A 21,950-nucleotide genomic window follows, 5' to 3' on the forward strand; every position below is an offset into this window, starting at 1 on the left:
CTGATCTCCTTGATGTCCTATACTCTCTATTTGAGAGTCTCTCTATTTCAGAGACGTTAGAGAAGGTGGGCCGCGATGCCATCAGGGAAGCCCCGGAGGGAAACCCTGAATTCGCTGCAGCTCGTGCTGCGGCGGCAGACGACCCGAACCGTGCTGTTCCATGCGACCGTCGCGAACCGTCTCGGTATCGCCATCACCGACCTGAGTTGCCTGAACCTGTTGAGCATGGATGGCCCCCAGACTCCGGGACAGCTGGCCGAGCACATCGGCATCACCCGGGGCGGCGCCGTAACGGCCATGATCGACAGACTCGAACGGTCCGGATATGTTGCACGCGAGCGTGATCCTGATGATCGAAGGAAGGTTCTCGTCAGAATCACCGACAAGGCCACTCGGCAGGTTTCGCCGCTGTTCGCCGAACTCGGGCGGGCTATCGGTAAGGAATTCGATGCCCTCGACGACGAATCGCTGACTGCTCTACTCCACTTCGTGACGGCGTCGACGGACGCGCTGGCTCAGGCGACAGACGGTCTGCGCGCGTCCACCCACGATGAGCGCCCCTGAAACCAGGGCCCGGTCGCCGTACTACGCTCCGACTGTGAGCTTGCTGTTCGAGTCGCGTCCGTCGGATTCACCGTGGATCGCGTCGGTGTGGACGTGCCGCAGCGAGCAGGTCGCGACGATGACTTCCGTCGCGACCGAGACGTGGGGACTCGTGTTCTGGGAACAGCGCGGTACGGCGTACGCCGCCGTCACCGGTCCCGAGAGCCGCACCGGAACGGCGCCCGTACCGGAGGGGGCGACCTTCGCCGGCATCCAGTTCGCCGTCGGCAGCTCCCTCCGCGCGGTTTCCAACTCGTCCCTGGTGGACGGAGGTATCGCACTCCCGGATACGACCCGCCGCAGCTTCCGCCTGGACGGTAAACGGTGGGAGACGCCGCACCCCGACGATGCCGAGGCGCTCGTGGCCCGCCTCGTCCGCGACGGCGTCGTGGTCCGCGACCGCCTGGTCACCGATGTGCTGCACGGCGGGCGTCCCGACGTCGCCGACCGCACGTTGGAGCGACGTTTCCGCACGGCGACGGGCCTGACCCGTGGCGCCGTCCGGCAGATCGAACGCGCCCGCGTCGCCGCCGCACTGCTGGCCTCCGGGTGCGCCGAGGGCGAGGTCGTCGCACACCTCGGCTACTACGATGGTCCGCACCTCGCCCGCGCGTTGCGGCGGTACGTCGGGCGAACGGCGCGGCAGCTCAGGACCGGCGCGGGCGATGCGCTCGCGCTGGACCCTGCTCAGCGCACGACGTCGTATACAAGTTTGGTGACGCCGTTGGCGTAGGTGTCGGACTCGCGCAACTGCAGGGTCTGCTTGTCCCGGTCCGCCCTGCTGAACAGGCCCTTACCCGCACCGAGCAGCACCGGGAAGACGAGCAGGTTGTACCGATCGATCAGATCGGCGTCGGCCAGACGGCGAGCCAGGTCGGCGCTGCCGTGGATGAAGATGGCGCCGCCGTCTTGCTGTTTCAGCTCGGCGACCTCCTCCGTCGAACGCAGAATCGTGATCGGCCCCCAGCCGTCGACCACGGCGTCCTCCTGAAGCCCACCGGAGACGATGTATTTGGGTAGCTCCTTGTACGCGGCGTGGTCCGCCGAAGCCGGCCAGATAGGCGCGAACGCCTCGTAACTGCGCCGCCCGAACATCAGAGCGGTCGTCTCCGCGAGCTCCTCCCCCTTCAGCGCGAACGCCTCCGGGACGAATTCGGTGTCGGCGACCCACCCGCCGCTGCGGTGCCCCTCGACCTTCCCGCCCGGCGAATCCACCACTCCGTCCAGTGACATGAAGCCCGTGTAGACCAATTCCCTCGTCACAGCATCCTCCTGAAACTCGTCGGCGACGATCGCCGACGCCCACGCTATCCGCGGCGGCCGCACTGGTCTTGGACGAAAACGACACGTACACGATCGGAAACCGTCCGGTTCGTGCCAGGCCGGAGGACGAAGTCCTGGACGCAGCAGGCGCCGTTCATTCCGGGCGCGTCAGCACGTCCAGGAACTCGTGATTGACGAAGAGGAGCTCCCGTCCGACCTTCACCTCACTGAGCAGCCCGGCGGTCACCAACGCGTGCAGCCAGGACGATGCGGTCTGTCGCGACACCTCGCAGCGCCGGGCGATCGTGGCGATCCGGCAATAGGGCTGTTCGAAGAAGACGTCGAGGAACTGCGCGTCGCGACCACCGGGGGTGGCAGCGCGGGCTCGCTCGGCGATGTAGTCCTGCCACGTCCAGCAGTCACCGCCCGCAGCAACCGGTAGTAGTCGTTCTTCCGCGCGATGATCGCATGCGAGAGGTACAGGATCGGATCGTCGAGCAGACTCGCCTCGAACACGTCACGGCAACATGTTAAGTATTCCCGGAAAACCTAACACGTTTCCTGGACGTGTTAAGTCAGCCGACACGTGAGAGCCGCACGCCCGACGGTAGCCTCCGGGTTGTCGAGCAGGGCCGAGCGCGGTCGCCCGCGATATGATCGGCGCCTACCACGAAGAGCAACTCAGGCGGGTCACCTCGACAGCGGTAGCACCCCTCCTCTCTCACTCGTAGCGGGTCCACAGGAGGCCTCGCCACACCTCGAAGGGGCAATCGCGCTCCGTCGGATCGACAAACGTATCGAAGGTGGACTTGGCGCACTCAGCACTGACCGGGCGCCCAGAACAGGGGCGGTCCACTCGGCACTCCGGCAGACGCGCAGGGCGCCGGTCGATCCGCAGCGGGGCGGCGGTTCGCGAGCCTTGACGCGGGAATCGACCGCGCCGTAGCGTCATGTGCACACCGTCTACATGCGCAGCGCCGCGCGTTCGGAGGATGATCCCATGGGCCTGCTGACGTTCAGCCTCAACCTCACCCTGGACGGGTGCATCGACCACGAGGCGGGGATCGCCGACGACGAGACCCACGCTCTGTTCACCCGCCTGATGGACGCGAACGGCGCCATGCTGTGGGGTCGCACGACCTACGAGATGATGGAGAGCTACTGGCCGCTCGTCGCGCGCGGCGAGGTCGAGGCACCGCCGGCGGTCCGCGAGTGGGCGGAGAAGCTGGAGACCAAGCCGAAGTACGTCGTCTCCACCACGCGGAGCGACTTCCCCTGGACCGGGAGCCATCACCTCGACGGTGACCTCCGTACGGCCGTGCAGGAACTCAAGGAGCAGTATCCCGACGGGGTGCTCGTCGGCAGCGAGGCGCTCGCGACGGAGCTGGACCGGCTGGGCCTGATCGATGAGTACCTGTTCCTCCTCCACCCCGTCATCGCCGGCCACGGCCCCACGCTCTACGCGCGGGGGCTGCCCACCCATCGACACCTCGAGCTGGTGACCTCGGAACCGTTGCGCAACGGCACCGTCGCCCTGCGCTACCGGCGGGCCGACGAGGCTCGCGAGTCCACGCAGTGAGAAGCACGACCTCCATCGAGATCGCGCTGCCTCTCGCACAGGTCGCGCAGTTGCTCGCCGACCCGAAGCTCCTGCCGATGTGGTTGCGGGGCATGGTGACCCACGAGCCGGTGAGCGGGACACACGGGGAGGTCGGAACCGTCTCGCGCGTGGTCCTCCGGTCGGGGAGGCAGACGATGGAGCTCACCGAGACCGTCACCCGCCGCGACCCCGCCGACCTGCAGACGATCCCGGAGGGGACCGGTTTCGGGCTCGCGTGACGATCATCATCGCGGACACAGGCGCCCTGTACTCCGCCTACGACCGCTCCGACGAGCACCACACCGCCACGACGGCATTGCTCCAGCACCTCACCGAGAAGCTCTGGGTGCCGGCGCTCGTCCTCGCCGAGTTGGACCACCTCGTCGGGGCCCGACTCGGCGAGACCGCCCGGGCCACCGTCATCGGGGACGTGCTCGAGACCGCGAACGTCCTCCCCTTCGACCACGATGTCGCTGTCCGCTCGGCGAGAGTGGCGGGAACGTACGGGGGCTTCCCGCTGAGCCTGACCGACGCCACCCTCGTCGTCCACGCCCAGGACTTCAAGACACTCGACCTGTTCACCGTCGACCAACGTCACTTCCGCGCGATCACGCCACTCGACGGCGGCGCGACATTCCGGCTGCTGCCCTTTGACGCGTGAATCGAGACTCATCTCGGACAGGCCCGCGAAAGTTCTTGCGCGTCTCGTCGAGGCGGCCTGGCGGCATACCGATCTCGACCACCTCCGCGCGTGGTTACCGCATGCGCGGTTGATCCTGACGAACCGGTCGCTCCTGCTCGATCAGGAGCGCATCGACTGGCGACGGGCGCCGGCCCGGCTTCCGGCCAACTGAGAACCGGCGGTCGCCACAGCCGACGTATCCTCGAAGTAGTCGTATCAATCCGCGAAGGAGGCTCTCGTGACGGAACTGGTCGCGCCGTCGTGGATGCGCTCGCAGATCACCGCGGAGCAGTACGACTCCTGGGCCGAGGAGCAGTGCTCCGGCATCGAAGTCGTGGACGGGATGGTCGTCGTGAGCCCGAGCGCGTCGAAACGCCACAATCGCCTAGCCCGGCTACTCGCGAACGCCCTTGATGCCGCGGCGGGCCAGGAGTGGAACGCCGATACCGATTTCGACGTCCGGCTCCAGGATGTACCGCTCACCAACCGCCGCCCCGACGTGATCGTCTACCGAGCCGAATCGATTGACACCTCGCCCACTCGCCCCCAGGACGTCCTCATGGTCGTCGAGGTCGTCTCGCCCGGTTCAGAGACAACGGACCGAGTCGTCAAGGCTGATCAGTATGCCAAGGCTGGGATCCGGTTCTACTGGCGCGTCGAGCAGGCCACCGACGAACCCCCGATCGTGTACACCTACTTGCTCGACCCGGCGACCCAGGTCTACCGCGACGGGGAGGTGTTCACCGGCACGGTGAACACCGCTGTCCCCTTCGCGGTATCCGTCGATCTCCATGCATGACCACGCCGCCAGCCCGTAGACCGTCGCGCTCCCGACTTTCGTGGGGGTGAAGTTCTTCTCCACCAGCACGGCCCCAGCGGGGAGCCTGTGAGCGCCCTACTGGGGCCCGGAGGCCCCGTCACCGTCGGACCCGCCCGACGGTGCGCCGTCGGACTTGGGGACGGAGGCACCGTCGATCCCGGCGTGATCGGTGCCGCCGGCCTCGTCGCCCTCGCCGGGCGCCTCGTCGTCGAAGGACTCGGGTAGGTTCTTGACGTGCTTGTTCATGGACCGGATGAGCAGGAAGGTCACGGCCAGGAGAGCGACGATCACGGCCAGGCCGAGCGGGCCGGACTTGCCGAACTCCGGCCCCTTGGGCTTCTGCGGGTCCTGCGCGAGGATCGCGACGTCGGTGGCCAGCTGCGCGAGCGGTCCCATCACACCTCGATCCCGCTGAACAGGTCCTTCTCAGGCATCCTGCTGCTCACGACGGTCTTCGCCAACTCGTACTCCTCGGTCGGCCAGAGGCGCTGCTGCCATTCCATCGGCACGACGAAGAAGGGGCCGTTGGGGTCGATCTGCGTGGCGTGAGCGCGCAGCGCATCGTCGCGGACCGGGAAGTAGTCGCCGCACTCGACCTGCGTGGTCACGCGGGCCATCATGTCGTTCTTCTCGTCCTTCCACCGGGCCAGCCACTCGGTGTAGGGGTTCTCCAGGCCATTCTTCGCGAACTCGTCCGCGAAGGCCTGGAACTTGCCGCGGAGGAAACCGTGGCTGTAGTAGACCTTCGAGATCTGCCAGGGCTCGCCCGCATCGGGGAACTGCTCCGGATCCGCCGCCGCCTCGTACGCCGCCATCGAGACGGTGTGGGTCATGATGTGATCCGGGTGCGGGTAGCCGCCGTTCTCGTCGTAGGTGATCATCACGTGCGGACGGAACTCGCGGATCAGGCGCACCAGCGCCTCCGTCGGCACCTCGACCGGCTGCAGCGCGAAGCAGCCCTCCGGCAGCGGGGGCAGCGGGTCCCCCTCGGGCAGGCCCGAGTCGACGAAGCCGAGCCACCGGTGCTCGACGCCGAGGATCGCGGCGGCCTTGGCCATCTCCTCGCGGCGCACCTCGGGCAGGCGGTCCTTGACCCCGGCGACGTCCATCGCAGGGTTGAGGATGTCGCCCCGTTCGCCGCCCGTGAACGTCGCGACCAGCACGTCGTTCCCCTCGGCCGCGTACCGCGCCATGGTGGCGGCGCCCTTGCTCGACTCGTCGTCCGGGTGTGCGTGAACGGCGAGGAGACGGTATCCGGTCATGGCCCCCAGTGTTCCACGATCGACCGACGGCGCGGCGCGCCGGGTGTGCTTCGATGGATGCATGTCGACCGCCCCCGTCCGCCCGTCCGATCGCTACCCCGACGAGCGCGATCCCGCCCGCGCGCGGCGCATCGGCATGATCGGGCTGGTCGTGGTCGTGATCCTGGGCGTCGGGCTCGCGTGGATCGGCTTCCAGAAGTTCTCGCGGCAGCCCGTGACCGGCGAGACCGCGGGATATCGGGTGGTCTCCGCATCGGCGGTCGAGGTACAGGTCACCGTCACCCGGACGGACCCGCAGCAGGCGGTCAGCTGCATCGTCTACGCCAAGAACAAGGCGGGCGACGAGATCGGCCGGCGGGAGTTCTACGTCCCGCCGTCGGCGGACCCCGTCGTCGTGCTCACCAGCGAGGTGCGCACGACCGAACCGCCCGCCGTGGGCGACGTCTTCGGTTGCGGGACGAACGTGCCCGCGTATCTTGACCGTGCGTGAGCACTGACAACTCCCCCACCCCGAAACCCGTCCCCGAGTCTGGGCAGCCGGCCCGCAACCGCGCGCGGCCGGCGTCCGCCACCGTCTCCCAGCGCCTCCGCCGGCCACAGAACCACTCCCGCCCGAAGCCGGCCTTCGCGACCGTCTCCTCCCCCTACTTCCCCGCGCTCGTCGGCCTGTTCGTCGGAGTCATGATCATCAGCAACATCACGGGCACCAAGGCCGTGCTGTTCGCCCCGTCGCTGCACCTCGAGTTCCTCGGCCTGACGATCGACGGCATCGCCACCGACGGCGCCTTCTACCTCTTCCCCCTTGCCTACGTCCTCGGCGACGTGATCTCCGAGGTCTACGGCTTCCGCGCGATGCGCCGCGTGATCGCCACCGGCTTCGCGATCCTGACGCTTGCCGCGCTGTGCTTCTGGGTCACCACGCTGCTGCCGCCCGCGCCCGGGTGGCCCAACGACGAGGCCTTCAAGACCGTCGCCGGCGTCGTCCCGCGGTTCCTCATCGCCGGGCTCGCCGGATACCTCGTCGGCGAGTTCATGAACTCCTGGGTCCTGGTGCGGATGAAGGCCTGGACGGGCGAGAAACACCTGTGGTCGCGCCTGCTGGGCTCCACGGTGGTCGGCGAGTTCTTCGACACGCTGGTCTTCTGCTCCATCGCCGCACCGGCGCTCGGCTTCACCAGCCCGGGCCAGTTCCTCAATTACTTGATCCTCGGTTTCCTCTGGAAGACGCTCGTCGAGATCGTGATCATGCCTTTGAGTTACGCGCTCTGCGGCTTCCTCAAGCGACGCGAGCCCACCTACCAGCAGGCACTCCTGGCCACCTGAACCGCATGCCGGTTCCGTTTTCCCGTGCTAGAATCAGCGGATACACGGTTCCGCTTGGAGCCGTGTATTGCTGCATTTACGGGCCCCGGGCACCGTTCCGGGGCCGGTCGGCTGTGGGAACGAGACCCCACAGCGGGCCATGCCGACTACGACGAAGGACGTACGAAATGACGGACACTCAGGTGACGTGGTTGACCCCCGAGTCCCACGAGCGCCTCAAGAACGAGTTGGACGCCCTGATCGCCAACCGCCCCGTCATCGCCGCCGAGATCAATGAGCGCCGAGAAGAGGGCGATCTCAAGGAGAACGGCGGCTACCACGCTGCGCGCGAGGAGCAGGGCCAGCAGGAGGCGCGGATCCGCCAGCTGCAGGAGCTCCTCAACAACGCCAAGGTCGGCGAGGCCCCCACCCAGTCGGGTGTCGCGCTCCCGGGCTCGGTCGTGAAGGTGTACTACGACGGTGACGAGAAGGACACCGAGACCTTCCTCATCGCCACCCGCGAGGAGGGCGCGCAGGACGGCGGGCTCGAGGTCTACTCACCCAGCTCGCCGCTCGGTGCCGCGCTCATCGACGCCAAGGTCGGCGAGACCCGCGAGTACACCATCCCCAGCGGCGCCACCGTCAAGGTCACGCTGATCAGCGCGGAGCCCTACCACTCCTGAGTTCCACCGAACCGTCGAAAGCGGGCCCACCCTCCAGGGGCGGGCCCGCTTTCGGCGTTGCGGCCGGGTCGCTCAGCCCGCGCGGGAGCGCGAGAGCTGGCTGACGGTGACGAAGGCGTAGCCCTGGTCGCCGAGCTGCGTCATCATCCGGTCGAGCGCGGTCGCCGAGGACACGAAGGTGTCGTGCAGCATGACGATCTGCCCGGGCTTGGCCTTCAGGAGCACCTGGGTCAGACCGTCGGGATTCCCCTGGTAGTTGTAGTCCATCGAGTCGAGGTCCCAGAGCACCTGGCTCAGGCCCAGTCGCTGACCGGCGGCCACGACCGTCGGCGAGGTGTGCCCGCCCATCGGCCGGAACAGCGTCGGCGCACTGCCCACGGAGGTCCGGATCGCATCGTTGGTCTGCTGCAGCTGCGCCGTCACGTCCGCGTCCGACAGTGTGGTCATGTCCGGCTGGGTCCATGTGCCGTTGGCCACCTCGTTCCCCGTGCCGGCGATCGCCGTCATGATGTCCGGGTTCAGGTTCACCTGCGCGCCGGTCACGAAGAAGGTGCCCTTCGCGCTGTGACTGTCGAGCACCTGCAGGAACTGCCGGGTCACCGGGCCGGGGCCGCCGGAGAAGGTGAGCGCGACGCATTTGCTCTTCGCGCAGTCGACCGTGCCGTCCGGTAGGTACACCGGCTTGACGACGGGCTTCGCCGCGGCCTCCGGTGCGGGCGTACCGGTTCCCTGGCTCGACGGTGCGCTCCCGCCCGCCGGCGGGGGCGGGGCCGCCGCCGCGGTGGGTGCGGCGACCGAGGGCCGGGGCTTCGCGGGCGCGTTCGGCGGCGGCACGACGACGGTCATCGTCGCCGGCGCCTGGGGCGACGGTGCCGCTGCGGTCTGCCCGGAGGGCAGCGCCCCGGGGTTGCCCCCGGCGCTCGCCTTGGTGGAGGCGCCCGACGGTGCCGACGGCACCGGGTCGAAGGTGAGGCTCGACCCGAGGCGGTTCGTGTCGCCGCCGGTCACCCCGCAGCCGACCGCGACGGCGGCCGCGATCACGAAGATGCTTCCCGCCACCGCGTAGTTGCGGACCTTCCGGCTCTGCTTCGGCCTCAAGAACTCACTCCAGCCACTTGTGTCACTTTCTACAACAAGTGCCACAGTAGCCTCAGAAACCCTCAAGCGAAAGTCGAAGGTTGAGATGGTGACCGAGTCGTTACGCGGCCACCTGCTCCAGCGCCTTCCTCGCGCGGCCACTCCCCGCCTCGACGGTGCCGCGTCAGCTCATCAGCTGAAAGCGTTCTCCAGGTCGGCGATGAGGTCGCCGATGTCCTCGATGCCGACGGACAGGCGCACCAGGTCCTCGGGGACCTCGAGCTGCGAGCCGGCCGTGGAGGCGTGCGTCATGGCGGCGGGGTGCTCGATGAGCGACTCGATGCCGCCGAGCGACTCCGCCAGGGTGAAGATCTCGGTGCGCGCGCAGAACCGCTGCGCGGCCTCGCGACCACCGGCGAGACGCACGGAGATCATGCCGCCGAAGCGCTTCATCTGCTTCGCCGCGACGGCGTGGTTCGGGTGGCTCTCCAGGCCCGGGTAGAGCACCGTCGACACCTCGGGGCGGCCGGCGAGGAACTCGACGATCCGCTCCGCGTTGTCGCAGTGCCGGTCCATCCGGACGCCGAGCGTCTTGATGCCGCGCAGCGCGAGGTAGACGTCGAACGGGCCGGGCACCGCGCCCGCACCGTTCTGCAGGAAGGCGAAGTCGGTGTCGAGCTGCTCGTCGTTGGTCACGAGCGCGCCGCCGACGGTGTCGCTGTGCCCACCGAGGTACTTGGTCACCGAGTGCAGCACCACATCGGCGCCGAGGGTGAGCGGAGTCTGCAGGTACGGGCTGGCGAAGGTGTTGTCCACCACCAGCTTGGCGCCGCCCTCGTGGGCGACCTCGGCCAGAGCGGCGATGTCGCCGATGTTGAGCAGCGGGTTGGTGGGCGTCTCGATCCATACCAGCTTGGTGTTCGGGCGGATCGCGGCCCGGACCGCGTCGACGTCGGTGATCGGCGCCGGGGTGTGCTCGATCCCCCACTGCGAGAAGACCTTGTCGATGAGCCGGAAGGTGCCGCCGTAGGCGTCGTCGGGGATGACGAGGTGGTCGCCCGGGCGCAGCGTGGCGCGCAGCAGGCAGTCGGTGGCGGCCATGCCGGAGGCGAAGCCGCGGCCGAACGTGCCCTCCTCGATCGCGGCCAGGTTCGCCTCGTACGCCCGGCGGGTCGGATTGCCGGTGCGGGCGTACTCGAAGCCGCCGCGCATGCCGCCGACGCCGTCCTGGGCGAAGGTGGAGCTGGCGTAGATCGGCACGTTGACGGCGCCGGTCAGCGGGTCCGGCTCGTAGCCGGCGTGGATCGCGCGGGTCGAGAAACCCTGCGCCGCATGCTTGTCGACGGCGCTCTTCTGCTCGCTCATGGGTTCTGCCCTTTCTACTTGCCGTGGGAGAGGAAGTTCAGCACGTCGTGCCGGGTGATCACGCCGACGGGCTTGCCGTCGTCGATCACCATGAGGGCGTCGGATTCGCGGAGCGCGGCGTTCGCGGCCGAGATCGGCTCGCCCGCTCCGATCAGCGGGAACGCGGGGCCCATGTGCTTGCTCACCGGATCGGCCAGCTCGGCGCGCCCCTCGAAGACGGCGGAGAGCAGCTCGCGCTCGGTGACGGCACCGGCCACCTCGCCCGCCATGATCGGCGGCTCGGCGCCGACGACCGGCATCTGCGAGACGTTGTACTCGGCGAGGATCTCGATGGCGTCGCGGATCGTCTCCGACGGGTGCGTGTGCACGAGATCGGGCAGCTCGCCCTTCTTACCGCGCAGAATGTCACCCACGAGGGACTCCTGCTCGTTCGGGTCGAGCGGCGCGCGCAGGAAGCCGTAGCTCGACATCCACTTGTCGTTGAAGATCTTCGACAGGTAGCCGCGGCCACCGTCGGGCAGGAGCACGACGACGACGGCGTCGGGGTCGCGCTCGGCGACGCGCAGCGCGGCCACGACCGCCATGCCGCAGGAACCGCCCACCAGCAGCCCCTCCTCGCGCGCGAGGCGGCGGGTCATCTCGAAGGAGTCGGCGTCCGAGACGGCGATGATCTCGTCGGGGATGTCCGGGTCGTAGGCGGTGGGCCAGAAGTCCTCGCCCACGCCCTCGACGAGGTACGGACGGCCGGTGCCGCCGGAGTAGACGGAGCCCTCGGGATCGGCGCCGATGACCTTGACCGCGCCGCCGGAGACCTCCTTGAGGTAGCGGCCGGTGCCGGTGATGGTGCCGCCGGTGCCCACGCCCGCCACGAAGTGCGTGATCTTGCCCTCGGTGTCGCGCCAGATCTCGGGACCGGTGGTCTCGTAGTGCGAGGCCGGACCGTTGGGGTTGGAGTACTGGTTCGGCTTCCAGGCGCCGGGAATCTCGCGGACCAGCCGGTCGGAGACGTTGTAGTACGAGTCGGGGTGCTCGGGCGCGACGGCGGTCGGGCACACGACCACCTCGGCGCCGTAGGCCTTGAGCACGTTGCGCTTGTCCTCGCTGACCTTGTCCGGACAGACGAAGACGCACTTGTAGCCGCGCTGCTGCGCGACGATCGCGAGGCCCACGCCGGTGTTGCCTGAGGTCGGCTCGACGATGGTGCCGCCCGGCTTCAACTCGCCCGACTCCTCCGCGGCGTCGATCATCTTCACCGCAATCCGGTCCTTGCTGGAACCGCCGGGGTTGAGGTATTCGATCTTGGCCGCGACGAGGCCGGATCCGGGCTTCACCACGGAGTTCAGCCGAACCAGTGGGGTGTCGCCGATCAGTTCGCTGACGTGTCCTGCGATACGCATGTCTCTATGGTCCCAGTTCGCCAGTACATTGAGCGCATGGGGTACTCCCGGAGCCGGCTCACCCGTGACGCGCTGTACACCTCGGCCGCCGCCGTCAGCGGCGCCGGAGCCACCTGGGGCGCGTACGCCCTGCTCACCAGGCAGGCGCGCACGGCGCGCACCGTCATCCCCCATCGCACCGACAAGGCACCGTCGAAGGACGGGATCTACGCCCCCGGCACCGTCGCCGTGGAGCGGCCGGGCCCGCACCACAGCGCGGACGTGAGCCTCATGGTCTTCGGAGATTCCACCGCTGCGGGCCTCGGGGTCGACGATGCCGAGCACACGCCCGGCGTCCTGCTCGCGCGGGGCGTGGTGGCCGAGACCGGCCGGACGGTGCGGCTCGCGGTGAAGGCGATCGTCGGTGCGACGTCGAAGGGCCTGGCCGGGCAGATCGAGGCGGCGTTCATCGCGAAGCAGATCCCGGACGTGGCGGTGATCATCGTCGGCGCGAACGACGTGACGGCGCTCAACGCGATCGAGTCGTCGGCGCGGCGCCTCGGTGCGGCCGTGGCCCAGCTGCGCGGCGCGGGCGCGCAGGTCGTCGTGGGCACCTGCCCGGACATCGGCGTGGTCCAGGCGATCCCGCAGCCGCTGCGGGCGGTGATCCGCCAGTACGGGCTGCGGCTCGCGGCGCGGCAGCGGACGCACGTACTGGCCGCGGGTGGACATCCGGTGCCCTTCGCGGACACCCTGACGCCCGAATTCCTCGAGGCGCCCGAGCGGATGTTCTCCCCGGACAACTTCCACCCGTCGGCCGCCGGCTACGAGCTCGCGGCGCGGCTGCTGCTCCCCGAGGTCCTCGCGGCGCTCGGCGAGTGGCACGGACCGCTCCCCTCGCCGCCCGAGGTGTCCGAGGCGGCGGACGCGAACAGCCTGACGGGGCGTCTGGCCCGCGCGCTGCGCCGGGGCTGACACCCTCGAGAACCGCCGAGATACGCCGAACGCCCCGCAGCCGGGCTGCGGGGCGTTCGGACGGGCGTACTACTAGTCGTTGCTGTAGAAGTAGCTCAGCAGACGCAGGATCTCGACGTACAGCCAGACCAGGGTGACGGTCAGGCCCAGGGCCACGCCCCACGCCGCCTTCGACGGTGCGCCGGCGCGGATCAGCTGGTCCGCCTGGTCGAAGTCCAGCAGGAAGCTGAACGCGGCGATGCCGATGCAGACCAGCGAGAAGATGATCGCGATGGTGCCGCCGCCGCGGAGCGGGTTCGACTCGCCGCCGGTGACGAGGGCGAGAACCATGTTGCCCAGCGCCAGGACGACCACGCCGATCATCGCCGCGAACATCATGCGGGTGAACCGCGGGGTCACGCGGATCGCACCGGTCTTGTAGACCACCAGCATGCCGATGAAGACACCGACGGTGGCGAGCACCGCCTGGCCGATCAGCGCACCCGCGCTGACGCCGCTGACCATGTAGTTCGCGAAGACGAACGAGATCGAGCCGACGAACAGGCCCTCGAATGCGGCGTAGGACAGCACGATGGCCGGGTTGTCCTGCTTGCGGCCGAAGCTGGCGACCAGGACGAGCGCGAGGCCGCCGAGCGCGCCGACGAGCATCAGCGGCATCGGGGAGACGACGCCGCCCGCGACGAGCGCGTACGCCGCGACGGCGAAGGCGATGAGAAGACCGAGCGTCGACGCGGTCTTGGTGACGACGTCGTCGATGGTCATGGCACCGGAGGCCGTGCCCTGCTGGTACGGGGCCTGCGGCGGCTGCTGGTACTGCTGGAACTGCATGCCCTGGGCGGCGCCGGCGGCGCCGATGCCCATGTTCATGCCCTGCGGGTACCCCTGCTGTCCGTAGCCCTGCTGGGGATATCCCTGCTGGGGGTAGCCCTGCTGCGGGTAACCCGCGGGCGCCTGCTGGCGGGTGTCCTTCGTCAGCCCGCGGAAGATCGGGTTGCTGCTCTCGCGCACCGTGGGGTCCTTTCCCTGGTCGTGCACCTGTACGTACTGTTCAACGATCGAGTCGGCGGTTGCGTTCCCGGTTTCAGCGACGTTCTTTACGAACAGCTTACCCACATCCCGATGGTTGTGCAGTGAGCTTATGCCGCGGGTCGATCGAGCAGGTCGTACAGGCGCCGACGCAGTTCGTCCCGGGGCACGACCGCTTCCACCGCTGCCAGCGATTCGGGATCGTCGCTGCGCAGGACCCCGAGGAGGACGTGGGCACCGTCGATGGTGCGGTCCTTGCGGTTGACGGCCTCCCGCAGGGCGAGTTGCAAGGACTTCTTCGCGCTCGGCCCGAACGGGATGTTGCCGGTGCGCAGGCGCTTGCGGACGGGCCGGAGGATGTCGAAACCGAACCGCCGGGAGACGGCGTCGGCGATCGCGAGGACGTCGATCCCCAGCCCCTTGAGGTCCTCGGCGTCCTGATCGGTGAGAACGCGCTCGGCCCGTTCGCGCACGGCGTCGCCGGTGAGCCCGACCGCGCCGAGTTCGGCCGCGAACGCGGCGTCGGCGGTGTCGAGCACGCCCAGGAGGAGGTGGACGGCGCTGATGCGGTCGGCGCCGATGTCGCGGGCCTCCTCCTGCGAGGCGACCACCGCCATCCGTGCCCGCTTAGTGAACTTCTCGAACATGACGATCCTGTCCCGGCTATCTGCCGTACTTCTTGTGCACCGCCTGCCGGCTGACGGCGAGGTGTTCCGCGATGTCCTGCCAGGACCATCCGCGGTCCCGGGCGTTGGCCACCTGGACGGCCTCGAGTTGGTCGGCCAGCTTGCGCAGTGCGACGACGGCGCGGAGCCCCTGAGCAGGGTCCTCCGATGCCGCCGATCCGACGAGGGTGGGTGGTGAGCTCACACCCGTCAATCTACGTTGACACCGTCGCGCTGTCAACGAACGTTGACAGGTTCGACGGTGCCGCGCGCGCTACGCTTCTCCTCGCGCCCCCATAGCCCAATTGGCAGAGGCAGCAGACTTAAAATCTGCCGAGTGTCGGTTCGAGTCCGACTGGGGGCACCGCATCGCCGCAGGCAGGCAAGGTCTCGGTCCAACTCGGCGCTACGTGCGAACAGGCTCGGGTCGGGCGGGAGAACTTCAGAAGGGTGGGGGTTTGAGCGGCGCGGTGCCGTCGTAGGTCTGGCCGGCGGCTTCTGCTTCGGCGCGTTCCTCCGCCCGCTGTCGCGCGTGGGCTTCGGCGGCTTTCCGTTCCCGGCGCTGCTGGCGCAGCAGCCGGTTCTTGGCGCGCAGGGCCCGGCGGGCTTTCGCTTTCCGTTTCGCCGCCGTCTGAAGTCCGTCGGGACTCTTCGGTGTGGCGGGGGTGGGGTCGGGCGCGTCCCAGATGATCTTCCCGAGGCCGGGGAGAAGGTCGCGGGCGGTGCCGGGTGGGACGGTGTAGATCCCGCCGGCGGGGTGGCGCCATTCGACGGTCCCGTCGGGCAAGACGTCCGAGAGCCACCCGGTCTCGGTCTTGATGCGGTGGTGGAATCCGCACAGCGGCACCAGATTACCCGGCCCGGCACTGCCGGCGACAGTGGTCAACCCACCCACCGCGGGGTCGTCGCGGTCATACTCATCGACGTGATCGGCCTGGCACCGATCCGACGGCACACCACAGCCGGGGAAGACACACGTGGGATACGTCAGACGCATCACCAACAGCTGATACCAGGTCGGCCGATACCCACCCGCACCGCGGACATGGATCTCCCCGGTCCCGGGGTCCCGACGCCCGAGGACCCGCCACTGCGTCCGCGCGGCGGCGATCAACTCTCCCGCCTGCTCGACGGTGACCGGCCCGCTGATCCCCGGCTCCCCGGCGAGGACCACCGCCCCGGAACTACGGCCCGGACGCCCACGGGACTCACCACCCGCTCCAGCACTACATGGATCGTCCGCATCACCTGCGTCGTTCCCGTCGGCGGCGTCATCCACGGCGTCCGCATTGTCGTCACCCACGTCGGTGTCGCCGACAAGGTCGGCAGCGACCACAGCCTCGCGGCCCGCATTGCCCGAGTCGGCATCACAGGCTCCGGCCTCGTCGGCGTCGTCCATGTGGGTGTCGGATTCGGATGGGTTCTCGGTGAACAGGTCCGGATCCGACGGTGCAGCCTCGGAGGTGGCTTCCGGGTCGATGGTCGGATCGGCCTCGGCGGTGTGGATGTCGGCGAGGTCGGATTCGTTGAGGACGATCACCGCCAACGCCTGAATCTCCTGCGACACCGCGCCGACCCTGGGCTTCGGCTCGCGCAGCTCGCAGGAGTCCTTCCCGCACTGGCAGCCCAGACTCTCGTAGCCTTCGGCGAGGGCGACCAAGGCGGCGACCTGCCGCTGCCCGAGCGTCCGAGCATCCTCGCGGCACACCGACCGCACAACCGGACCGAGCACCGCTGACAGGCGCAACGCCTGATCCTTCGGCATCGCCGCCTCCAGATCCACCAACCCATCAGCGCGGGCGTGGAACTCCAGCCGTTCCCGTGGCGCCGCCGGCGGTGTTTCGCGCGCGGCAGCGGGATCGACCCGGGTCAGGATCGTCTTCGCAGCGTCGGCGACCGCACCCACCGTCAGTGACTGCCCCACCCGGGCGGTGAGCCAGCCGGTGACCTGCTCATCGAACACCCGCGCCACCTCCTCGTCGAGGACCGCGGCAGAAGCCCGCAGCACTTCCCGGACCACCGGCAACCCCACTGAGCCGGTGGCGAACAGTGCGAACAGCCGTGGGCAGCGTTCCCGCAGATCCAAACCGCGATGCACCGCAGATCCCGCCGCCGCCCGGCCGACGCCGAGGGCAGCGCCAACCTCGGCGACCAGCTCATCCCACTCATCGACGAACCGCCGCGAGGACTCCTCCCGCACCCGCCGTGCATCATCGCGGAGTTCGTACAACCGGGTCAGCACAGCGGACCGTTCCGCCTCCAACCGATTCTGCTCCACGGCCAACACCCGCAACCGTGATAACGCGCCACCGGCACTCAGCTCGGACACGGCACCGTCGAACACCGCGGGCAACGGGGTCACGACCCGCCGGCCCAGGGTGAAGGCGTCACCCGAACTGCTCATACCTTCGATTCTACCGACCATATTCGAACGATGATAGGTCTTGACAAGGTATTTCTGCGACGACATGTTCGACAGTTCCCGGAACTGTCCAACTCGCCGCTGCCCAGAGTCGTGGCGCCGTACCACGCGACGGGCACGCTGACGATCGCGACGCAGGCGGCGTCACTCCCGCAGGAGCCTCACACGGAGAACGCCACCCATCGCGATGTCCGCGGACGAGGTCTTCGAGGTCGCACTGGACGCCCTCGGGCCGGCTAGCCCCGGCTCAGCCGGCTCACTCCGGCGCACCTGCCCCGACGGGGAGGCCGGTGCGGTAGGGCGGGGCGATGTCGTGCTCGTCGAAGGCCCGCAGGATCCGCCGGCGCAGTTCGCGTTCCACCGCCCACTGCCGGTTCGCGCGCACGCGGACGGTGAGGCGGATGCTCACCCGGTCGGCGGTGGCACCGTCGACGCCCAGCATGTCCGGCGCGCCGAGGACGTCCTCGGACAGCGGCTCCTCCGCCACCGCCTCCAGGGCGGCCTCGAGCGCGACGCGGCAGGCGAGGTCGACGTCGGCGGAGTACGAGATGGGGAGCTGCAGGAAGGCCACCGCGTAGTCCTGGCTGAAGTTGGCGACCCGCATGATCTCGCCGTTGCGGACGTACCAGAGCGTGCCCTGGACGTCGCGCACCGTCGTGATCCGCATGCCCACGGTCTCGACGGTGCCGGTGACCTCGCCCAGGTCCACGACGTCACCCACGCCGTACTGATCCTCGATCAGCATGAAGATCCCGGAGATGAAGTCCCGCACCAGGTTCTGCGCGCCGAACCCCAGTGCCACGCCCACGACGCCCGCGGACGCGATGAGCGGGGCGACGTTCACGCCGAGGATCGCGAGCGACTGGATGAGCACCCAGATCAGCACGAGGAAGGACACCGCGGACTTGAGCACCGAGCCGATCGTCTCGGCCCGCTGCGCCCGCCGGGCGCGCGCCTCGCGGTCCCGCTGGGCCTTGGCCGGATCGTCGACGGCGCGCCGCCGCACCGTCGGGAGCCTGCCTCCGCCGAGCCTGCCGCGAAGCCGGTCGAGACCGAACCGGCGTGGGACCGCGGCATCGTCGCGCCTGTTACCGCGGACGAGCCGATCGATCCCGCGGTGCAGGAGGTACCGGACGGCGATGGCGAGGACGACATACAGGCCGATCTCAAGGGGCTTGTGGATCAACCACTGTCGTCCGTTCTCACTGAGTTGGAAGGCAAGATCGGACATGTCCCCGACGGTACGGACGCTCGCGGGAGACGCAAGTTCCGGCAACGGTGGCTGGGCGCATCATCATTGGTGAATCGCGCCATAGCCGGCGGTGGGCGCACCGTCGTACCGCGCACCGTCGGGTAAGGTTCATAGCGTCGCGTAAGACATCCGGACGAGGCGCACCGTACCCGGCCAGCGAAAAGACGGTGCGTACCTGAAGGAGGTTCGCATCATGGCATGGATCGTTCTCATCCTCTCCGGCGTGCTCGAGGCCGTCTGGGCCACCGCGCTCGGCAAGTCCGAGGGCTTCTCGAAAGTGACGCCGTCGATCGTCTTCGGCGTCGCCCTCGCCGCCAGCATGGCCGGGCTGGCGTACGCGATGCGCGACCTGCCGACCGGAACCGCCTACGCGGTCTGGGTCGGGATCGGCGCCTCGCTCACCGTGGTCTACGCCATGGCGACCGGCACCGAATCGGCGTCACTGGTCAAGATCGTCTGCATCATCGCGATCGTCGGCGGGGTCGTCGGGCTCAAGCTCGCGCACTGACGTCCGGCGCGGAGGGGACGGGCCGGGCGGCGTGCCCGGCCCGTCACCGTCGGGTCAGGCCGCGGGCGCGGGCGCGGCGAGCAGGCCCGCCGGATCGAGGACCCGGGCGACGGTGCCGTGGCGCGCTTCCGCGCGGCGCACCGCCGTCTCCCACTGTTCCGGATCGGCGATATCGGCGACCAACGCGTAGACGTCCCCCGACAGGACGGAGACCACGTCGCGGAAGTTGGATCCGACCACCGTGACGGCGGTTCCGGACGACGCCAGCTCGATCACCATGCGGGCGGTCGCATCCGTGCCGTCCAGCACCACGATGACACCCTCTGCATCGACGCTCTTCATTTTCCGACTCCCTTCGCCGTCCACGGACGACGTTAGGCGACGAAACCTCGTCGTGGGCTACCGAGAAGCTGTCACTTCGTCAACAATGCGTTAATTCCCGACGACCGCGGACTCGGCGAGGCCCATGGCGACGCCGTCCAGGATGTCGTGTTCGGACACGACGAGCTCCGTCACGCCGACCGCGGCCAGCCGCTCCGCCAGCCGCACCGCCACCAGCGCCCCGCCGCCGATCACGTCGGCGCGGCCGGGGTGCATCGGCCCCAGCGCGAGCCGCTCCGCGGAGGTCATCCGCACCAGCCGCCGGCACAGCGTCACGAGGTCGCCGAGCGGCACCCGGGAGCCGTGGATCCGGGCGGGGTCGTATTCGGTGAGGCCGTGGGCCAGCGCGGCCAGAGTGGTGAAGGTGCCCGCGACGCCGATCCAGGTCCGCACGCCGTCGAGGGGGACGGCACCGGTCGCCCGGTCCAGGCCGGCGTCGATGTGGAAGGTCGCCTCCGCCACCTCCGCGGCGGTCGGCGGATCGGAGTGCAGTGCGCGCTCGGTGATCCGCACGCAGCCGATGTCGGCAGAGAAGGCATGTGCGACGGTGCCTTCGGTCCCCACGACCAGTTCGGTCGAGCCACCGCCCAGGTCCACGACGAGGGTCGGGTCCGCCGCCGCCAACCCGACGGTGGCGCCCCGGTAGGAGAGTTCGGCCTCCTCGGTTCCGGCGATCACCTCGGCGCGGGCGCCCGGCGTGATCCTGCCCAGCGCGGCCGCCGTGATCTCGAAGAAGGCGTCCCGGTTGGCGACGTCACGGGCTGCTGAAGTCGCGACCATCCGCACCCGGATGGCGCCGAGTTCCCGTGCCGTGGAGACGTACTCGTCGAGCGCGACGCGGACCCGCTCGAGCGCCTCGGCGGCGAACTCACCGGTGGCGTCGACGCCCTGCCCGAGCCGGACGATCCGCATCTCGCGGTGCAGCTCGGTCAGCTGCGTACCCTCGCACCGCGCGACGAACAGGCGGATGCTGTTGGTACCGCAGTCGATCGCCGCGACCGTGCCGTGGAAGGGGGCGTTCAAGCCTCGCCCCAGGGGAACTGCGGCTCGGGCCAGTCGGCCGGGATCGCGCTGCCGCGCAACCCCGCGGCTGCGGCGAGGGCGACGGCCTCGTCGCCCAGGCGCACGACGCCCGGCCCCTCGGCGAGGGCGTAGGCGATGAGGACGTGCAGACACTTGACCCGGTCCGGCATGCCGCCGCCGGTGAAGTCGGTGCCCAGATCGTCCAGGGCGTTGCGGGATTCGAGGTAGTGGCGGTGCGCGGCACGATAGTTCTCGGCGATGAACTCGTCGGCCGCGAGGAGCGCCTCCATCTGCCGCATCACGCCCGCGCTCTCCTGGCGGCTCGCCTCGGCGGTGAGCCGCGGATCCGTCAGGTAGTACAGCGTGGGGAAGGGCGTGCCGTCGGGCAACCTCGGCGCGGTCTTGACCACCGCGGGCTCGCCGTCGGGCGTGCGGTAGGCGATGGCGAGGACGCCGCGGGGTGCGCGGCCCAGCTGTTCGGCGACCCGGTCCAGATCGGCCTGGGCGACATCGTCAGTCATCAGTGCGGCACCGCGATCGTTCGCCAGACATTGGTGTACCAGGGATTCTGCTTGGATTGTTCCGCCTCGACCTGCTCGGGCGTGGGCTTGGGGGCGTCCGGAGTCTGCACCCGGTACGGGGTCTCACCGGGCATCACGTACTGCAACCGGATCCGGGCCTGCGCCTTGATGTACTCCGGATCGTCCTGGAGTCGTTTCTGCTCCTCGAGGCGGGCGATGTCGGCGAGCAGCTGGGCGTGCTCGGCCGTCACCTTCTCCTCGCGTGCCTGCTCGGACAGGTAGGTGCGCACCGGCACCGCGAGGGTGAGTGCGAGGACGCACAGCACGAGGAAGAGCACCACGGTCCGCCCCGCGCTGCGTCCGTCCGTTCGGGCGGCGCCGCCCGACGGGCTGCGCACGAGGCGGGACCTGCTGCTCACTTCGGCTGTGCTCCTTCGACTCCGGTCGTACTCGGGGATCAGCTGTTGAACTCGAATCGCGGGAAGGCGGTGTCGCCGGCGTACCGCGCCGCATCCCCCAACTCCTCCTCGATCCGCAGCAACTGGTTGTACTTCGCCACCCGCTCCGACCGCGCCGGCGCACCCGTCTTGATCTGACCGGAACCCACCGCCACCGCCAGATCGGCGATGGTGGTGTCCTCCGTCTCCCCGGAGCGGTGACTCATCATCGTCTTGTACCCATTGTTATGGGCCAGGGCCACCGCGTCGAGAGTCTCGGTCAGCGTGCCGATCTGGTTGACCTTCACCAACAACGCATTGGCGGCGCCACGGGCGATACCGTCCTCCAAACGCTCCGGGTTGGTCACGAACAGGTCATCACCGACCAACTGCACCTTGTCCCCGACAGCGTCGGTCAGATCAACCCACCCCTGCCAATCATCCTCCGACAACGGATCCTCGATCGACACCAACGGGAACTCCCCGACCAAGCCCCGGTAGAACTCACCCATCTCCGCCGCCGACAGCGTCTTGCCCTCGAACCGGTACCCCTCCGGGCTGTAGAACTCCGTCGCCGCCACATCCAACGCCAACGCCACATCCGACCCGAGCGTGAGGCCGGTCTTGCCGATGGCCTCCGAGATCAGCTCCAACGCCTCCCGAGTACCAGCCACCGACGGCGCGAAACCACCCTCATCACCCAAACC

Annotated in this window: 28 protein-coding genes, 1 tRNA gene and 1 riboswitch; of the genes, 12 read left to right on the forward strand and 17 right to left on the reverse strand. The window is 69.0% G+C overall.

The genetic code is table 11. The features are described from left to right. The first annotated feature begins 75 nt into the window (after window positions 1-75). Together AC21LY_RS19595 and AC21LY_RS19600 are read left to right on the forward strand one after the other, a co-directional pair. Window positions 76-564, forward strand: a complete 489-nt coding sequence (locus AC21LY_RS19595) for a MarR family winged helix-turn-helix transcriptional regulator (protein ID WP_489048234.1) — start codon at window positions 76-78, stop codon at window positions 562-564. A 34-nt stretch (window positions 565-598) separates the two neighbouring features. Continuing rightward, entirely contained in the window at window positions 599-1,336 is a 738-nt protein-coding gene (locus AC21LY_RS19600; RefSeq protein ID WP_489048235.1) for a helix-turn-helix domain-containing protein, read from the forward strand. Here the strand turns inward: AC21LY_RS19600 and AC21LY_RS19605 are convergent. Both AC21LY_RS19605 and AC21LY_RS19610 read right to left on the reverse strand, forming a co-directional pair. Then, window positions 1,291-1,866, reverse strand: coding sequence for a dihydrofolate reductase family protein (locus AC21LY_RS19605; protein ID WP_489048236.1), 576 nt, complete (start codon window positions 1,864-1,866; stop codon window positions 1,291-1,293). The two genes, AC21LY_RS19600 and AC21LY_RS19605, sit on opposite strands and share 46 nt — an antisense overlap. Before the next feature lie 154 nt (window positions 1,867-2,020). Then, window positions 2,021-2,263: a hypothetical protein gene (locus tag AC21LY_RS19610; protein WP_489048268.1), complete on the reverse strand. Its 243-nt coding sequence runs from the start codon at window positions 2,261-2,263 to the stop codon at window positions 2,021-2,023. Window positions 2,264-2,866: 603 nt separating this feature from the next. On the opposite strand from AC21LY_RS19610, the gene AC21LY_RS19615 reads away from it, so the two are divergent. From AC21LY_RS19615 to AC21LY_RS19630, 4 genes are all read left to right on the forward strand, one after another. Beyond that, a complete protein-coding gene (locus AC21LY_RS19615; RefSeq protein WP_489048237.1) occupies window positions 2,867-3,445 on the forward strand; it encodes a dihydrofolate reductase family protein in 579 nt (192 codons plus the stop codon). Continuing rightward, on the forward strand, window positions 3,442-3,705 hold the full coding sequence (locus AC21LY_RS19620) for an SRPBCC family protein (RefSeq protein ID WP_489048238.1): 264 nt from the start codon (window positions 3,442-3,444) through the stop codon (window positions 3,703-3,705). Before AC21LY_RS19615 ends, AC21LY_RS19620 begins: the two co-directional genes overlap by 4 nt. Next, complete coding sequence (locus AC21LY_RS19625) at window positions 3,702-4,127, forward strand: PIN domain-containing protein (RefSeq protein ID WP_489048239.1); 426 nt, start codon at window positions 3,702-3,704, stop codon at window positions 4,125-4,127. The genes AC21LY_RS19620 and AC21LY_RS19625 overlap by 4 nt, the downstream gene beginning before the upstream one ends. Window positions 4,128-4,386: 259 nt before the next feature. Continuing rightward, the gene (locus AC21LY_RS19630; protein ID WP_489048240.1) at window positions 4,387-4,947 is read left to right on the forward strand and encodes a Uma2 family endonuclease; all 561 of its coding nucleotides are present in this window, start codon (window positions 4,387-4,389) and stop codon (window positions 4,945-4,947) included. Window positions 4,948-5,043: 96 nt separating this feature from the next. On the opposite strand, the gene AC21LY_RS19635 is transcribed toward AC21LY_RS19630, so the two are convergent. Next, the gene (locus AC21LY_RS19635; RefSeq protein ID WP_489048269.1) at window positions 5,044-5,364 is read right to left on the reverse strand and encodes a hypothetical protein; all 321 of its coding nucleotides are present in this window, start codon (window positions 5,362-5,364) and stop codon (window positions 5,044-5,046) included. Beyond that, window positions 5,364-6,230 carry a mycothiol conjugate amidase Mca gene (mca, locus tag AC21LY_RS19640; RefSeq protein WP_489048241.1) on the reverse strand — a complete coding sequence of 289 codons (867 nt, stop codon included), beginning with the start codon at window positions 6,228-6,230 and terminating at the stop codon, window positions 5,364-5,366. The genes AC21LY_RS19635 and mca overlap by 1 nt, the downstream gene beginning before the upstream one ends. A gap of 61 nt (window positions 6,231-6,291) precedes the next feature. On the opposite strand from mca, the gene AC21LY_RS19645 reads away from it, so the two are divergent. The 3 genes from AC21LY_RS19645 to greA all read left to right on the forward strand — a co-directional run bounded on the left by AC21LY_RS19645 (window position 6,292) and on the right by greA (window position 8,215). After that, a complete protein-coding gene (locus AC21LY_RS19645) occupies window positions 6,292-6,720 on the forward strand; it encodes a DUF4307 domain-containing protein (protein WP_489048242.1) in 429 nt (142 codons plus the stop codon). Beyond that, the gene (locus tag AC21LY_RS19650) at window positions 6,717-7,553 is read left to right on the forward strand and encodes a queuosine precursor transporter (RefSeq protein ID WP_489048243.1); all 837 of its coding nucleotides are present in this window, start codon (window positions 6,717-6,719) and stop codon (window positions 7,551-7,553) included. Before AC21LY_RS19645 ends, AC21LY_RS19650 begins: the two co-directional genes overlap by 4 nt. 167 nt (window positions 7,554-7,720) lie before the next feature. Next, window positions 7,721-8,215 (forward strand): transcription elongation factor GreA, encoded by a 495-nt coding sequence (gene greA, locus AC21LY_RS19655; RefSeq protein WP_489048244.1) that lies wholly within the window; start codon window positions 7,721-7,723, stop codon window positions 8,213-8,215. Window positions 8,216-8,287: 72 nt separating this feature from the next. On the opposite strand, the gene AC21LY_RS19660 is transcribed toward greA, so the two are convergent. From AC21LY_RS19660 to AC21LY_RS19670, 3 genes are all read right to left on the reverse strand, one after another. Next, entirely contained in the window at window positions 8,288-9,313 is a 1,026-nt protein-coding gene (locus AC21LY_RS19660; RefSeq protein ID WP_489048245.1) for a polysaccharide deacetylase family protein, read from the reverse strand. Window positions 9,314-9,484: 171 nt separating this feature from the next. Next, window positions 9,485-10,657, reverse strand: a complete 1,173-nt coding sequence (locus AC21LY_RS19665) for a cystathionine gamma-synthase (RefSeq protein WP_489048246.1) — start codon at window positions 10,655-10,657, stop codon at window positions 9,485-9,487. Between the two features lie 14 nt (window positions 10,658-10,671). Further along, complete coding sequence (locus AC21LY_RS19670; protein WP_489048247.1) at window positions 10,672-12,054, reverse strand: cystathionine beta-synthase; 1,383 nt, start codon at window positions 12,052-12,054, stop codon at window positions 10,672-10,674. Between the two features lie 36 nt (window positions 12,055-12,090). Between AC21LY_RS19670 and AC21LY_RS19675 the strand changes: the two genes are divergently transcribed. Then, entirely contained in the window at window positions 12,091-13,008 is a 918-nt protein-coding gene (locus tag AC21LY_RS19675; protein ID WP_489048248.1) for an SGNH/GDSL hydrolase family protein, read from the forward strand. Window positions 13,009-13,080: 72 nt separating this feature from the next. On the opposite strand, the gene AC21LY_RS19680 is transcribed toward AC21LY_RS19675, so the two are convergent. The 3 genes from AC21LY_RS19680 to AC21LY_RS19690 all read right to left on the reverse strand — a co-directional run bounded on the left by AC21LY_RS19680 (window position 13,081) and on the right by AC21LY_RS19690 (window position 14,904). Then, a complete protein-coding gene (locus AC21LY_RS19680) occupies window positions 13,081-14,016 on the reverse strand; it encodes a Bax inhibitor-1/YccA family protein (protein WP_489048270.1) in 936 nt (311 codons plus the stop codon). Between the two features lie 128 nt (window positions 14,017-14,144). Then, window positions 14,145-14,681, reverse strand: coding sequence for a Clp protease N-terminal domain-containing protein (locus AC21LY_RS19685; protein WP_489048249.1), 537 nt, complete (start codon window positions 14,679-14,681; stop codon window positions 14,145-14,147). A gap of 16 nt (window positions 14,682-14,697) precedes the next feature. Next, on the reverse strand, window positions 14,698-14,904 hold the full coding sequence (locus tag AC21LY_RS19690) for an RNA polymerase subunit sigma-70 (RefSeq protein ID WP_489048250.1): 207 nt from the start codon (window positions 14,902-14,904) through the stop codon (window positions 14,698-14,700). 85 nt (window positions 14,905-14,989) lie between these two features. Between AC21LY_RS19690 and AC21LY_RS19695 the strand changes: the two genes are divergently transcribed. Next, window positions 14,990-15,063, forward strand: a tRNA-Leu gene (locus tag AC21LY_RS19695). 78 nt (window positions 15,064-15,141) lie between these two features. Here AC21LY_RS19695 and AC21LY_RS19700 read toward each other — a convergent pair. Further along, window positions 15,142-17,229: an HNH endonuclease signature motif containing protein gene (locus tag AC21LY_RS19700; protein ID WP_489048251.1), complete on the reverse strand. Its 2,088-nt coding sequence runs from the start codon at window positions 17,227-17,229 to the stop codon at window positions 15,142-15,144. Between the two features lie 148 nt (window positions 17,230-17,377). Beyond that, window positions 17,378-18,352, reverse strand: a complete 975-nt coding sequence (locus AC21LY_RS19705) for a mechanosensitive ion channel family protein (RefSeq protein WP_489048252.1) — start codon at window positions 18,350-18,352, stop codon at window positions 17,378-17,380. 131 nt (window positions 18,353-18,483) lie between these two features. Further along, a riboswitch (guanidine-III (ykkC-III) riboswitch) is annotated at window positions 18,484-18,547 on the forward strand. Between the two features lie 19 nt (window positions 18,548-18,566). Between AC21LY_RS19705 and AC21LY_RS19710 the strand changes: the two genes are divergently transcribed. Continuing rightward, entirely contained in the window at window positions 18,567-18,881 is a 315-nt protein-coding gene (locus AC21LY_RS19710) for a DMT family transporter (protein WP_489048253.1), read from the forward strand. Between the two features lie 54 nt (window positions 18,882-18,935). Here AC21LY_RS19710 and AC21LY_RS19715 read toward each other — a convergent pair whose 3' ends face one another. The 5 genes from AC21LY_RS19715 to eno all read right to left on the reverse strand — a co-directional run. Continuing rightward, window positions 18,936-19,223 carry a hypothetical protein gene (locus AC21LY_RS19715; protein ID WP_489048254.1) on the reverse strand — a complete coding sequence of 96 codons (288 nt, stop codon included), beginning with the start codon at window positions 19,221-19,223 and terminating at the stop codon, window positions 18,936-18,938. Window positions 19,224-19,313: 90 nt separating this feature from the next. Next, window positions 19,314-20,285: a Ppx/GppA phosphatase family protein gene (locus AC21LY_RS19720; protein WP_489048255.1), complete on the reverse strand. Its 972-nt coding sequence runs from the start codon at window positions 20,283-20,285 to the stop codon at window positions 19,314-19,316. Beyond that, complete coding sequence (locus AC21LY_RS19725) at window positions 20,282-20,806, reverse strand: DUF501 domain-containing protein (protein ID WP_489048256.1); 525 nt, start codon at window positions 20,804-20,806, stop codon at window positions 20,282-20,284. Before AC21LY_RS19725 ends, AC21LY_RS19720 begins: the two co-directional genes overlap by 4 nt. Beyond that, a complete protein-coding gene (locus tag AC21LY_RS19730) occupies window positions 20,806-21,225 on the reverse strand; it encodes an FtsB family cell division protein (RefSeq protein WP_489048257.1) in 420 nt (139 codons plus the stop codon). Before AC21LY_RS19730 ends, AC21LY_RS19725 begins: the two co-directional genes overlap by 1 nt. Before the next feature lie 38 nt (window positions 21,226-21,263). Further along, a partial coding sequence (gene eno / locus AC21LY_RS19735) for a phosphopyruvate hydratase (RefSeq protein WP_489048258.1) occupies window positions 21,264-21,950 on the reverse strand: 687 nt, incomplete at its 5' end.

It is taken from the genome of Tsukamurella sp. II2bb (assembly GCF_057815145.1).

What these genes read in the sequence shown, in the direction of transcription:
- AC21LY_RS19675 (WP_489048248.1), top strand. Translation starts at nt 12,091, where the DNA reads ATGGGGTACTCCCGGAGCCGGCTCACCCGTGACGCGCTGTACACCTCG.
- AC21LY_RS19595 (WP_489048234.1), top strand. Translation starts at nt 76, where the DNA reads ATGCCATCAGGGAAGCCCCGGAGGGAAACCCTGAATTCGCTGCAGCTC.
- AC21LY_RS19615 (WP_489048237.1), top strand. Translation starts at nt 2,867, where the DNA reads ATGGGCCTGCTGACGTTCAGCCTCAACCTCACCCTGGACGGGTGCATC.
- AC21LY_RS19705 (WP_489048252.1), bottom strand. Translation starts at nt 18,352, where the DNA reads ATGTCCGATCTTGCCTTCCAACTCAGTGAGAACGGACGACAGTGGTTG.
- AC21LY_RS19645 (WP_489048242.1), top strand. Translation starts at nt 6,292, where the DNA reads ATGTCGACCGCCCCCGTCCGCCCGTCCGATCGCTACCCCGACGAGCGC.
- AC21LY_RS19670 (WP_489048247.1), bottom strand. Translation starts at nt 12,054, where the DNA reads ATGCGTATCGCAGGACACGTCAGCGAACTGATCGGCGACACCCCACTG.
- AC21LY_RS19665 (WP_489048246.1), bottom strand. Translation starts at nt 10,657, where the DNA reads ATGAGCGAGCAGAAGAGCGCCGTCGACAAGCATGCGGCGCAGGGTTTC.
- AC21LY_RS19635 (WP_489048269.1), bottom strand. Translation starts at nt 5,364, where the DNA reads ATGGGACCGCTCGCGCAGCTGGCCACCGACGTCGCGATCCTCGCGCAG.
- AC21LY_RS19685 (WP_489048249.1), bottom strand. Translation starts at nt 14,681, where the DNA reads ATGTTCGAGAAGTTCACTAAGCGGGCACGGATGGCGGTGGTCGCCTCG.
- AC21LY_RS19715 (WP_489048254.1), bottom strand. Translation starts at nt 19,223, where the DNA reads ATGAAGAGCGTCGATGCAGAGGGTGTCATCGTGGTGCTGGACGGCACG.
- AC21LY_RS19710 (WP_489048253.1), top strand. Translation starts at nt 18,567, where the DNA reads ATGGCATGGATCGTTCTCATCCTCTCCGGCGTGCTCGAGGCCGTCTGG.
- mca (WP_489048241.1), bottom strand. Translation starts at nt 6,230, where the DNA reads ATGACCGGATACCGTCTCCTCGCCGTTCACGCACACCCGGACGACGAG.
- greA (WP_489048244.1), top strand. Translation starts at nt 7,721, where the DNA reads ATGACGGACACTCAGGTGACGTGGTTGACCCCCGAGTCCCACGAGCGC.
- AC21LY_RS19725 (WP_489048256.1), bottom strand. Translation starts at nt 20,806, where the DNA reads ATGACTGACGATGTCGCCCAGGCCGATCTGGACCGGGTCGCCGAACAG.